Genomic DNA, 12,908 nt, shown 5'->3' with positions numbered 1-12,908 from the left:
ATGTCGCGTACTACCTGTTCTGAAAAATAATGATAGCATGATAAAAATAATAATACAAGATAACGGCTGTCAAAATTCTAAAAAATATTTTTTAGGTAGCATTGTTTTTTTTAAGGTAAGGTGATATACTTTAATCAAGTTAATGAGTTCGTTAGTAAAAAATGCAAGCGCTTCAAATGCTTTTCGTAGGGATATAGATTAGCCAAGCTAGTCAAGCTATATTCGTGAATGATTGAGCGATAGATTTGTAAGCGTTTGCCACTTGTGGGGAATAGGTTGAAAAATAGGAGGAGAATACATGTTATTAATTGGAAATGGGCGTTTAATCACTCGGGATGCGCAGAATCATTTTTTTGAAAATGGGTGTGTGGCGATTGATGGTCAAGTTGTGAAACAAGTCGGAACGACAGAAGATTTAAAACAAGCTTATCCAGAAGCGACATTTATTGATGCTAAAGGTGGAGTGATTATGCCAGGCTTTATTAACATGCACAATCATATTTATAGTACCTTTGCACGTGGGTTAAGTTTAACGAATTATCATCCTAAAAATTTCATGGATATTTTGGTAGATCAATGGTGGCGAATTGATCGTGCCTTGACATTAGAAGACACTTATCAAAGTGGTAAGGTTGCTTATTTAGATAGTATTCGCAACGGTGTTACAACTGTCTTTGATCATCATGCTAGTTACGGAGAAATTACAGGGAGTTTAACCCAATTATCTAATGCAGCGGACGAGTTAGGGATTCGGACCTGCCTTTGTTATGAAGTTTCTGATCGCGATGGTGAGCAGAAAATGCGGGAAGCAGTTCAAGAAAATGCCGCCTTTATTAAAGCCAGTTCCTTAAGAAAGGATGATATGCAAAAAGCGATGATGGGTATGCATGCAGCCTTTACTTTATCAGATGCTTCTTTAGAATTATGTGCAGCCAATACGCCAGATGGGATTGGTTATCATATTCATATTGCAGAAGATTTAGCCGATGTTCATGATTCTTTGAAAAAATATGGGAAGCCGATTGTGAACCGATTATTTGATTTAGGAATTTTAGGAAAACAGACAATGGCAGGCCATTGCATCCATATTGGCCCTCATGAGATGGAATTACTAAGAGATACAGACACAATGGTGGTCACGAATCCAGAGTCGAATATGGGGAATGCGGTCGGTTGCCCACCTGCGATGCGCATGTTTAATGAGTATGGTATTTTGATGGGTCTTGGCACAGATGGTTATACGAATGATATGACGGAATCTTATAAGGTAGGAAATGTTATCCACAAACATCATTTAGCTGATCCAAATGCAGCTTGGGCAGAAATTCCCGCAATGCTGTTTGATAATAATCCGCAAATGGCTAATCGCTATTTTAAAACAAAGCTAGGCGTTTTAGAACCTGATGCAGCAGCAGACGTCATTATTGTTGATTATCATGGCCCGACGCCAATGACAAAAGAGAATTATAACATGCACATTTTATTCGGCATGAATGGTGGGATGGTTACTGACACGGTGATTAATGGAGAAATTCGGATGCGTAATCGTGAAGTTCAAGGAATTGATGAAGAGAAAGTTTGGCATGATGCGCAAACGCAAGCACAATCTTTCTGGAAACGAGTAAATCAATAGCTTTCATTATAAATAAAAGGAGTGACGTTAATGAGTGATATTATGCATCCCATCTCAATTGAGGCTTTATTAAATTGGATTTTTAGTGAGTATCAACAAGATGGCACAATTTTTGGCATTCGTAAATTTTATCATGCGGATCCTACAAAAACGATTTCGTTATTTGGAGAAAAAATGGAAACCCCTTGTGGTCCAGCAGCAGGTCCTCATACACAATTAGCACAAAATATTATTGCGGCCTATTTAACAGGTTCTCGTTTTTTTGAAGTTAAGACAGTCCAGATACTGGATGGAGAAGATTTACCAGTGAGTAAACCATGTATCGCAGCAGCAGATGAATGTTACAACGTTGAGTGGTCCACAGAATTGCGCGTTCCCCAAGCCTATGATGAATACGTCAAAGCATGGTTCGTTTTGAAGTTACTGAGTAAAGAGTTCGAGCTAGGTGATCCGAATGGTTTCATTTTTAATATGAGTGTTGGCTATGATTTGGCAGGGATTCAATCGCCAAAAATTGATCGTTATATTAACGAAATGCAGAACGCAGAAGGAACGCCGATTTGGGCGGAATGCCAAGCAGCTGCCAAAAAATATCTATCTTATTTTAAAAAAGTAGATGACTTATATATCGAAGCAATTAGTCCTAAAGTCTGTCATTCTATTACGCTGTCGACTTTACACGGCTGTCCATCAGATGAAATTGAACGAATTGCGGCCTATTTATTAAGTGAAAAAGGGCTCCATTCCTTTATTAAATGTAATCCAACCATGTTAGGTTATGAATATGCGCGTCAAACGATGGATGAGCTAGGGTTTGATTATATGGTTTTTGACGATCACCATTTTAAAGAAGATTTACAATTTGAAGAAGCAGTACCGATGTTACAACGTCTGCAATTATTAGCCAATAGTAAAAATCTAAGCTTCGGAGTTAAAATTACGAACACTTTCCCAGTAACGATTGCAGCAAATGAATTACCTGGTGATGAAATGTACATGTCAGGACGTTCGCTATTTCCTCTTAGTATTTCATTGGCACAAAAATTATCAGAAGCATTTGATGGGAAACTACAAATTTCTTATTCTGGCGGTGCAGATATTTTCAATAGTAAAGAAATATTTGATGCTGGGATTTGGCCAATCACTATGGCAACGACGCTATTGAAACCTGGTGGCTATCAACGAATGAATCAAGTTGCTAATGTATTAAGCGCAGCAGAATATCCTCAGATGGTTCATATCAACTTGGATAAATTAGCCCAAGTTGTTGAGAAAGCTAAAACACAAGCGCGTTACCAAAAATCAATTAAATTACCAGAAAGTACCAAACTAAGAAAAACAGTTCCGTTAACAGATTGTTATATTGCTCCTTGTCGAAGTGACAGTGGTTGTCCAATCAATCAGGATATTCCTGCTTACCTTCGTTATGTAAGTGAAGGCAATTATTTAAAGGCCTTGCAAGTAATTGTCGATAAAAATCCATTGCCTTTTATTACTGGAACCATTTGTGCACATCCTTGTATGACTAAATGTACACGTCAATTTTATGAAGAATCTATTCATATTCGGGAAGTGAAGTTAGAAGCAGCTGAACATGCCTATGATGAATTATTGACGACACTAGAAAAGCCACAGCCAAAAGAAAATGCACCTAAAACAGCTGTTGTGGGTGGAGGTCCTGCAGGGATCTCTGCTGGGTATTTATTAGCACGTGAAGGCATGCCTGTTACTGTGTTTGAAAAATCCGAGACAATTGGGGGCGTTTGTAGCCAGATTGTACCAGAATTTCGAATTTCTATGGAATCTGTTCAAAAAGACGTTCAGTTAGCGGAATTTATGGGAGCTGAATTCCGTACAGGACAAGAGGCGCCATCATTGGCAGAATTGAAAAACCAAGGCTATACGAATGTTATTTATGCCATTGGTGCATGGAAACATGGGGTCCTTCGTTTAGAATCTGGGCGAGCATTGAACTCGTTAGAATTTTTAAAAGCAAACCGAGAAAATCCAACGATTAATCCTTACGGGGAACAGATTGTCGTCGTTGGTGGCGGAAATACAGCCATGGACTGTGCTCGTGCAGCCACAACATTGCCTGGTGTTAAAAAAGTCTCAGTGGTTTATCGTCGGAATAAACGCAATATGCCAGCAGATGAAGAAGAACTTTATTTAGCCTTAGAAGATGGTGTCGACTTTTTAGAATTACTTTCGCCAATTAAACATGAAAATCAACAATTAACTTGTGAAAAAATGGTCCTAGGTGAACGAGATGCTTCTGGACGCCGTCGTCCGATTGGTACAGGAGAAATGATTGATATTCCTGCTGATACAGTGATTGCCGCTGTTGGTGAAAAAGTAGATACAGAATTTTACCAAGCATTAGGCATTCACACAGACAACTATGGGAAAGTCGTTTCAAATCAAGAAACATTGGAAACAAATATACCAGGCGTCTATGTCATTGGTGACGCTAATTTAGGACCAGCCACAATTGTTGAAGCAATCGCTGATGCAACCAAAGCGGCCAATAATATTTGTCTTGTCCACAATCATCACTATGAAAAAGATAATTTAAATAGTGATGTCGCATTTGTTAGAAACAAACGGGGTATCCTTGTGACAGACGAGATGTCTTGTAGTCAAGCTAGTCGTTGCTTAGAATGCTCCACAATTTGTGAATCTTGTATGGATGTCTGTCCAAACCGAGCAAATATTGTTGTGTACGTCGAAGGAAAACCACAAATTGTCCATGTTGATCGGATGTGTAACGAATGTGGCAACTGTGAAACATTTTGCCCTTATGCAAGTGCCCCTTACAAAGACAAATTTACCTTATTTAACAGTGAATCTGATTTTTATGACAGTACTAATTCAGGTTTCTATGTTCAAAATCCTGTGGATAAAATTTGTTTACTGCGTTTATGGGGAACGGTGTCAACAATTCAATTAACGGATCAAGGATTAGATGTACCAGAAGATTTAATCGCATTAATGGTAACTATGATTGAAGAATATGCTTATTGTATGCAAGCATAAAAGGAAATTTACGACTGGGGGATAAATAGATGTCTATTCTGCTCAAAGGTGGAACCGTCGTATCTGCATATAATCGTCGTCAATTGGATATTCGAATTGACGGCGAGCAAATTGTAGAGATGGGGGCAAATTTACCAGTAGAAAATTCTCAGATTGAGGATGTTACGGGGTGTTATGTATTACCAGGCTTTATTGATGCGCACACGCATCTGGAATTAAATAATGGCAAAGGTTCGTTAAGTACGGCGGATAACTTTACTACTGGAAGCCAAGCGGCGGTGGCCAAAGGTACGACTACGGTTATTGATATGGCTACACCTAATAAAGGTGGCTCATTGAAAGACTGTTTAGCTACTTGGAATCAATTGGCTGAAGGCAAGAGTTCATGTGATTATACTTACCATATGTCCATGATCGAATGGAACCCAACGATAGCTGCTGAAATTCAGGAAATGATTGCTGCAGGTATTACTTCCTTCAAAATGTATATGGCTTATGATAACTTGCGGACCACAGATGCGGAAATTTTTGAAGCGATGAAAGAAATAAAAAAAGTTAATGGAATGTTAGGCGTTCATTGTGAAAATGGTGATTTAGTAGATGAATTAATCCAATCATATGTTTCTCAAGGAAAGCTAACCCCGCACTATCATCCGTTATCAAGACCGGCGGCTGTTGAAGCAGAAGCGGTAGCAAGATATTTGATGATAGCAGAAATGGCTAATTTGCCGGTTAATATTGTGCATTTAAGCACAAAACGATCATTAGAAGCGGTGGAACGGGCTCGTCAAAGAGGACAATCAGTCTATGTAGAAACTTGCCCTCAATATCTTTTACTAGATGATCACTTGTATGATGCGCCTAATTTTGAAGCAGCAAAATATGTCTGCTCACCGCCACTACGCAAACGAGAGGATCAACAGGCTTTGTGGCAAGGGATTAAAGAGGGGGCAATCAATACAATATCGACAGATCACTGCAGTTTTAATTTTCACGGACAAAAAACAGTTGGCAAAGATGATTTTAGTAAAATTCCAAATGGGATGCCAGGTGTTGAAACGAGACCAGAATTAATTTACACGGAAGGTGTGGCGAAGGGCCGAATCACCTTGGAAAAAATGGTTGCTCTGCTTTCTGAAAATATTGCTAAACAATTCTCGATGTATCCACAAAAAGGTGTGGTGCAAGAAGGCAGTGATGCCGATTTAGTTGTTTGGGATCCTAGAACAACCGGCGTGATTGCTGCGAGAACGCAGTTACAAAATGTCGATTATACGCCGTATGAAGGATTTGAAACACAAGGACAGGCTCGAATGGTTTATTTAAGAGGTCAAAAAGTTGCTGAAGCTGGGCAAGTCATCTTGGCAAATCAAGGAAAATTTGTTTTTCGTAAAGCAACTTAAAAATAGAAGGAGGAGAAGTATTTTTGGAAAAAATTAAATGGACAGCAAATGAAATGCCGAAGACGGAGGATAAGTACTTACCTCTGATGTCTAAAGAAAAAATTGAGAAAGCTTTGGCTTTTCACAAAAGTTTTCCACAGTATTCAGAAACACCATTAGCAGAATTGAATCATATGGCCGCGTATCTGCGGTTAAATGATTTCTTTGTTAAAGATGAATCTTATCGCTTTGGTTTAAATGCTTTTAAAGTCTTAGGTGGTTCGTTTGCCATGGCTAACTATATTGCCGAAAAATTAAAGAAAGATGTTTCGGAACTAACATATGATGAATTAACTTCTGATCAATTACGATCAGCTTTTGGACAAGCTACGTTTTTTACAGCAACTGATGGCAACCACGGACGAGGAGTCGCTTGGGCTGCGAATAAATTAGGTCAAAAATCAGTTGTACTCATGCCGAAGGGTTCAACACAGACGAGAAAAGAAAATATTGAAAAAGAAGGCGCAATCGTCACAATTGAAGAAGTTAATTACGATGAATGTGTGCGAATGGCTAATAAAATGGCCGAAGAAACTGAAAACGGTGTCATGGTTCAAGACACCGCTTGGGACGGATATGAAAAAATTCCGACTTGGATTATGCAAGGATACGGAACGATGGCGTTAGAAGCCTCTCAGCAATTAAAAAAATTTGGCTCTGAACGACCTAGTCATGTTTTTGTTCAAGCTGGTGTCGGCAGTTTAGCTGGTGCAGTGATTGGTTATTTTGCTAATGCTTTTCCAGAAAACCCACCGATTATGGTCGTAGTTGAGGCACAGGCCGCTGACTGTTTATATCAATCAGCAATTAAAAAAGACGGAGAAATTCGCTTTGTCGATGGTGATTTACAGACAATTATGGCTGGCTTAGCATGTGGTGAGCCTAATACAATTTCTTTTGATATTCTAAAAAATCATACATCCTTCTTTGTTTCAGCACCAGATTGGGTTTCTGAAAAAGGAATGCGTATGTTGGGCGCACCATTAAAAGGGGATCCGCAAGTTGTATCAGGCGAATCTGGGGCAGTAGCAATGGGCTTAGTAGCTACAGTGATGCAAGATCCCGACTATCAAGAATTACGTGAGGCATTGCAACTGGATGAGACGTCAAACGTTTTAATGTTTTCTACCGAAGGGGACACTGATCCAGACAATTATAAAAAAATTTTATGGAGGTAAAAGGAATGGATTTTAATGCAGTAAATGCAGCAGCAGAAAGTTACAGAGAAGATATGGTCAAATTTTTAAGAGACCTTGTCAAAATTCCAGGAGAAAGTGCAGAAGAAGGCAACAAAATTGCGCGAGCAAAAGCCGAAATGGAAAAATTAGGTTTCGATAAAATTGACATTGATCCTCAAGGGAATTTACTTGGTTATATGGGGTCTGGTGAAAAATTAATTGCTTTTGATGGGCACATGGATACTGTCGGAATTGGTGAAATGAGTAACTGGAAATTTGATCCTTACGATGGCTATGAAACAGAAACTGAGATCGGTGGTCGCGGTACGTCTGACCAAGAAGGCGGGATTGTTTCGGCTATTTATGGCGCTAAAATCATGAAAGATTTAGGTCTATTATCAGAAAAATATACTGCTTTAGTAACAGTTACTGTCCAAGAAGAAGACTGTGACGGCTTATGTTGGCAGTACATTATCAAAGAAGACGGTATCCGTCCAGAATTTGTTGTTTCAACAGAGCCAACAGATGGTGGGATTTATCGTGGTCAACGAGGCCGAATGGAAATTAAAGTTGACGTCAAAGGCGTTTCGTGTCATGGCTCAGCACCAGAACGTGGAGATAATGCCATTTACAAAATGGCGGATATCTTACAAGATGTTCGTGCCTTAAACAACAATGGAGATACAGAAAGCACAGCGATTCGTGGTTTAGTTCGTATGTTAGATCCTAAGTACAATCCAGAGTGGCAAGAAGCCCGTTTCTTAGGTCGTGGTACGGTGACTGTTTCGCAAATTTTCCATTCTTCACCAAGTCGGTGTGCTGTTGCGGATGGCTGTACCGTTTCACTAGACCGTCGAATGACTGCTGGAGAAACTTGGGAAAGTTGTTTGGAAGAAATTCGCAATTTACCAGCTGTTAAAAAATATGGAGATGATGTGACGGTTTCAATGTACAACTATGATCGTCCTTCTTATACTGATTTAACTTATGAAATTGAATGTTATTTCCCAACGTGGGTAATTCCAGAAAATCATGATGTAACAAAAGCCTTGATGGAAACGCATAAAAATCTCTATGGAGAAACACGGAAAGGCTCTGTAGAAACAGTGGAAATGCGTGAAGAACGCCCATTGTTAGATAAGTGGACCTTCTCAACAAATGGCGTTTCAATTATGGGACGTAATGGCATTCCTTGTATTGGTTTCGGGCCAGGGGCCGAAGCACAAGCACATGCACCAAATGAAAAAACTTGGAAAGATGATTTGGTTCGTTGTGCAGCCGTTTATGCGGCATTACCAACGGTCTATTGTGGTTAAGTAAAGGATTATTAGACAAGAAAAAAGGAGCAGATGGAATGGAAACGTTTAAAGAATATATTGAGAAATTAGATAAATTAGAATTTGAAAAAATGTACGAAAATGACTTTTTCCTAACTTGGGAAAAAACAAGAGATGAATTAGAAGCTGTTTTCACAGTTGCCGATACATTACGCTATTTAAGAGAAAATAATATTTCAACTAAAATCTTTGATAGTGGCTTGGGAATTTCTTTATTCCGCGACAACTCTACAAGAACACGTTTTAGTTTCGCTTCAGCGTGTAATCTTTTGGGCTTAGAAGTTCAAGATTTAGACGAAGGAAAAAGTCAAATTTCTCACGGAGAAACTGTTCGTGAGACAGCAAACATGATTTCTTTTATGGCTGATATCATTGGTATTCGTGATGACATGTACATTGGTAAAGGCAATGCTTACATGCACGAAGTATCAGAATCTGTCCAAGAAGGATATAAAGATGGGGTATTAGAACAACGTCCAACGTTAGTGAATTTACAATGCGATATTGACCATCCGACACAAGCAATGGCAGATGCGTTGCATTTAATTCATGAATTTGGTGGCATTGAAAACCTGAAAGGGAAAAAAGTTGCCATGACTTGGGCGTATTCACCATCTTATGGAAAACCATTATCTGTTCCTCAAGGAATTGTTGGTCTAATGACCCGTTTAGGAATGGATGTCGTCTTAGCACATCCAGAAGGTTATGAAATTATGCCAGAAGTAGAAGAAGTTGCGAAGAAAAATGCGGCAGAATTTGGTGGAAACTTTACTAAAACGAATAGTATGGCAGAAGCATTCAAAGATGCGGATGTTGTTTATCCGAAAAGCTGGGCACCTTTTGCGGCAATGGAAAAGCGAACTGAATTATATGGCAATGGTGACCAAGCAGGAATTGATCAATTAGAACAAGAATTACTTTCTCAAAATAAAAAGCACAAAGATTGGGAATGTACAGAAGAATTGATGAAAACAACAAAAGACGGCAAAGCTTTGTATATGCATTGTCTACCAGCTGATATTACTGGCGTTAGTTGTGAAGAAGGCGAAGTGGAAGCTTCTGTTTTCGATCGTTATCGGGTCGAACTTTACAAAGAAGCTAGCTACAAACCGTATGTTATTGCGGCTATGATTTTCTTAAGTAAAGTAAAAAATCCGCAAAAAACCTTAACAGACTTAGCGGATAAAGCGATACCAAGAGAAGTAAAATAATGAATTTGGCATGAAGACAGATGCTTTTTCTTTACACAATGAATCATTAGAAGTTGCCTCTTCAACATGAACAAATAAGACCTTCCCAAGTCTATTCATGAATGTGTGATTGTCTCGAGTCAAGAACGCTTAGTCATGTGCGTTGACTTCATGCAACGACAACAGACAGTTAATACGAAAACTCGTTGTGAAAAAGAAAAAGCATCGTCCTTTTTATAAAACAGAAAATGAGGTGAAGCAATGGGCAAACGCGTCGTAGTAGCTTTAGGTGGCAATGCTTTAGGAAATAATTTGACGGAGCAGATGACTGCCGTAAAACAGACCTCCAAAGCGATTGCAGATTTGATTGAAGCAGGATATGAAGTTATTTTATCTCATGGCAATGGTCCTCAAGTGGGGATGATTCAATTAGCTATGGAAGAATTTTCCTTTAATAATCCACAATATCCAGTTGTTCCGTTATCCATGTGCGTAGCCATGAGTCAAAGTTACATTGGCTATGATTTAGAGAATGCGCTACAAGAAGAGTTGCGTCAACGAAATATAAGTAAAGCCGTCACCACCATAGTCACTCAAGTGGTCGTGGATGAAAATGATCCGGCGTTCAAAAAACCAACGAAACCAATTGGTCGCTTCATGACAAAAGAAGAAGCAGAACAATTAGTCAAAGAAAAAAATATACAAGTGATGGAAGATGCTGGCCGTGGTTATCGCCAAGTCGTCGCTTCTCCTAAACCAAAAAATATTGTCGAACTTCTCACGATTCAAACATTGGTTGATGCTGGCCAAACAGTCATTGCTGGCGGCGGTGGTGGCATCCCAGTCATTCAAGAAGGGAACCGACTAAAAGGTGTAAATGCAGTTATCGACAAAGATTTTTGTAGTGAACGACTGGCTGAACAAGTGGATGCTGATCTGCTCGTGATTTTAACAGCAGTTGAAAAAGTTTGTATTAATTTTGGTAAAGAAAATCAAGAAGCCCTAGGGAATATTTCAACAGAAAAAATGAAACAATATGCGCAAGAAGGTCAGTTTGCTCCAGGTTCAATGTTACCAAAAGTTGAAGCAGCGATTAAGTTTGCTGAATCTAAGACAGGTCGAAAAACATTGATTACGTTATTAGAAAAAGCCAAAGAAGGATTATCTGGAAAAACAGGGACTTTAATTGAAAATAAAGAATCATAGAATGGAGGAAAACGATGACAAACAAAATGATTAATTCTGCACAGGCACCAGCTGCTGTAGGTCCTTATTCACATTCTGTCTTAGCGGGAAATACGTTGTACATTTCTGGACAACTAGGATTAGATCCGCAATCGGGCGAAATGAAGACTACAGTGGAAGAACAAGCAAAACAAGCTTTTATCAATTTAGGTTCGATTTTAAAAGAGGTCGAGATGACCTATGATAATGTTGTGAAAACAACGGTGTTTTTACAACATATGTCTGATTTTAGCAAAATTAACGAAATCTATGGGAATTACTTTTCAGAAGTTTTGCCTGCACGTTCTTGTGTAGAAGTAGCCAAGTTGCCAAAAGATGGTTTATTTGAAATTGAAGCAGTTGCTGTCAAAGGATAATTTTTAAGATGTTTCTGAGGGAAAAAGGATTGCATTCTTTACTGATTAAGGGGAACAATCCTTTTAGAATAAAAAGAAGAAGGAAACGATCCTATGAATGAAAAAAAAGAGCAAGCATTATTTGAATATGATGCGAAACTATCAATTTCTGAAGCAATTCCGATGGGATTGCAACACGTTGTCGCAGCAGTAGTAGGGATTGTCACACCGGGAATCATGATTGCCAAAGTTTGCCAATTAAGTCCTAGTGATACAACTATTTTGATTCAAACATCATTGATTTTTTCAGCAGTTGCCACGTTAATTCAACTTTTCCCTATTTTTGGAAAAGTGGGTTCACGGTTGCCAGTTATGATGGGTGCAAGTTTTGCGTATGTACCGATTTTGATGGCCATCGGAGCTGATTTTGGGATTGCAGCAATTTTTGGTTCCCAATTAGTTGGCAGTATTCTTGTTATTATTGTTGGTTTGTTCATTAAAAAAATCCGTGTGTTGTTTCCGCCTTTAGTAACAGGAACGGTTATTTTAAGCATTGGACTATCCTTGTTTCCAGTTGCGATTAAATATATGGCAGGAGGAGCTGGTAGTGCTGATTTTGGTTCAGCACGGAATTGGTTAGTTGCATTATTAACCTTTGCGATTGTCTTTTACTTCAATTATTTTGCAAAAGGATTTTTGAAGTTATCCGCAATTTTAAACGGAATGGTTATTGGTTATTTGATTTCTTTAGCTTTAGGGATGGTTAGTTTTGAACCAGTTCAAAATGCTAAAATCGTTCAGGTAATTACCCCGTTTCATTTTGGACTGGATTTTCAACTGGTACCTATCTTTACGCTTGTAGTGATGTTTATTGTTGATGCTGTTCAAGCCATCGGTCAATTTACAGCAACAACGGTTGGGGCAATGGATCGGGATGCAACGGATGAAGAATTATCTGGCGGAATTATGGGGAGTGGTTTCACTAACTTTATTGGCAGTTTATTTGGATCAATCCCAGTGGCAACTTTTGGACAAAATGTTGGTCTGGTTACGGTAACAAAAGTGATTAATAAGTATGTTCTGGTTTTCGCTTCAGTTATATTATTAATTGCTGGTTTTGTTCCGAAAGTAGCTGCGTTATTAACTACGATTCCTTACGCAGTAATTGGTGGCGCAACGATTTCAGTTTTTGCTTCTATTTCTATGACAGGTATTCGGATGATTGCTTCGCAGGAAATGACTCCTCGAAATACTGGGGTTGTCGGAACAGCTCTAGCATTTGGAATTGGTGTCACATTGTCTACTGGAAGCTTAGCTGGTTTTCCAACTTGGGTAACAACGATTTTCGGTAATTCGGAAGTTATCTTAACCACTTTGGTAGCAGTCCTTTTAAATGTCATTTTAAAACCAAAAAAGCGCGTAGCACTTGAGTGAAGATTGCTTTTTTTGATACGAAAGTGAGTAAGCTTTCGTATCCTTTTTCCCTTACGTTATCTATAAAAAAATGAACGA

The 12,908-nt window shown here is 38.8% G+C and carries 9 protein-coding genes; all 9 read left to right on the top strand.

All coding sequences use genetic code 11. From position 1 onward, the window contains the following. Window positions 1–298: 298 nt before the first annotated feature. The 9 genes from ssnA (at window position 299) to AB3I72_RS04055 (ending at window position 12,830) form a co-directional block, all read left to right on the top strand. Window positions 299–1,633 (top strand): putative aminohydrolase SsnA, encoded by a 1,335-nt coding sequence (ssnA, locus tag AB3I72_RS04095; protein ID WP_002381504.1) that lies wholly within the window; start codon window positions 299–301, stop codon window positions 1,631–1,633. Window positions 1,634–1,663: 30 nt separating this feature from the next. Beyond that, window positions 1,664–4,669, top strand: a complete 3,006-nt coding sequence (gene ygfK, locus AB3I72_RS04090; RefSeq protein ID WP_368023605.1) for a putative selenate reductase subunit YgfK — start codon at window positions 1,664–1,666, stop codon at window positions 4,667–4,669. A gap of 29 nt (window positions 4,670–4,698) precedes the next feature. After that, the gene (gene hydA / locus AB3I72_RS04085) at window positions 4,699–6,072 is read left to right on the top strand and encodes a dihydropyrimidinase (RefSeq protein ID WP_010816683.1); all 1,374 of its coding nucleotides are present in this window, start codon (window positions 4,699–4,701) and stop codon (window positions 6,070–6,072) included. A 23-nt stretch (window positions 6,073–6,095) separates the two neighbouring features. Further along, window positions 6,096–7,289, top strand: a complete 1,194-nt coding sequence (gene dpaL / locus AB3I72_RS04080) for a diaminopropionate ammonia-lyase (protein ID WP_061101085.1) — start codon at window positions 6,096–6,098, stop codon at window positions 7,287–7,289. Then, window positions 7,280–8,605 carry a YgeY family selenium metabolism-linked hydrolase gene (locus tag AB3I72_RS04075; RefSeq protein ID WP_086279992.1) on the top strand — a complete coding sequence of 442 codons (1,326 nt, stop codon included), beginning with the start codon at window positions 7,280–7,282 and terminating at the stop codon, window positions 8,603–8,605. The genes dpaL and AB3I72_RS04075 overlap by 10 nt, the downstream gene beginning before the upstream one ends. Before the next feature lie 38 nt (window positions 8,606–8,643). After that, window positions 8,644–9,837: a knotted carbamoyltransferase YgeW gene (gene ygeW, locus AB3I72_RS04070; RefSeq protein WP_010707240.1), complete on the top strand. Its 1,194-nt coding sequence runs from the start codon at window positions 8,644–8,646 to the stop codon at window positions 9,835–9,837. Between the two features lie 240 nt (window positions 9,838–10,077). Further along, entirely contained in the window at window positions 10,078–11,022 is a 945-nt protein-coding gene (gene arcC, locus AB3I72_RS04065) for a carbamate kinase (protein WP_010828946.1), read from the top strand. Window positions 11,023–11,036: 14 nt separating this feature from the next. Continuing rightward, window positions 11,037–11,417: a RidA family protein gene (locus AB3I72_RS04060; protein WP_002362244.1), complete on the top strand. Its 381-nt coding sequence runs from the start codon at window positions 11,037–11,039 to the stop codon at window positions 11,415–11,417. 93 nt (window positions 11,418–11,510) lie between these two features. Further along, window positions 11,511–12,830, top strand: a complete 1,320-nt coding sequence (locus AB3I72_RS04055) for a nucleobase:cation symporter-2 family protein (protein ID WP_002356594.1) — start codon at window positions 11,511–11,513, stop codon at window positions 12,828–12,830. Window positions 12,831–12,908 lie beyond the last annotated feature (78 nt).

The sequence above is a fragment of the Enterococcus sp. GC34 genome (assembly GCF_040886645.1).
GTDB classification, from domain to species: domain Bacteria; phylum Bacillota; class Bacilli; order Lactobacillales; family Enterococcaceae; genus Enterococcus; species Enterococcus faecalis.
The sequence above is the reverse complement of the archived record's forward strand: the minus strand, read 5'-3'. Positions and strand labels throughout refer to the sequence as shown.

Coding starts and splice junctions, on each gene's coding strand:
- ssnA (WP_002381504.1), top strand. CDS start 299: ATGTTATTAATTGGAAATGGGCGTTTAATCACTCGGGATGCGCAGAAT.
- ygfK (WP_368023605.1), top strand. CDS start 1,664: ATGAGTGATATTATGCATCCCATCTCAATTGAGGCTTTATTAAATTGG.
- hydA (WP_010816683.1), top strand. CDS start 4,699: ATGTCTATTCTGCTCAAAGGTGGAACCGTCGTATCTGCATATAATCGT.
- AB3I72_RS04075 (WP_086279992.1), top strand. CDS start 7,280: ATGGAGGTAAAAGGAATGGATTTTAATGCAGTAAATGCAGCAGCAGAA.
- ygeW (WP_010707240.1), top strand. CDS start 8,644: ATGGAAACGTTTAAAGAATATATTGAGAAATTAGATAAATTAGAATTT.
- arcC (WP_010828946.1), top strand. CDS start 10,078: ATGGGCAAACGCGTCGTAGTAGCTTTAGGTGGCAATGCTTTAGGAAAT.
- AB3I72_RS04060 (WP_002362244.1), top strand. CDS start 11,037: ATGACAAACAAAATGATTAATTCTGCACAGGCACCAGCTGCTGTAGGT.
- AB3I72_RS04055 (WP_002356594.1), top strand. CDS start 11,511: ATGAATGAAAAAAAAGAGCAAGCATTATTTGAATATGATGCGAAACTA.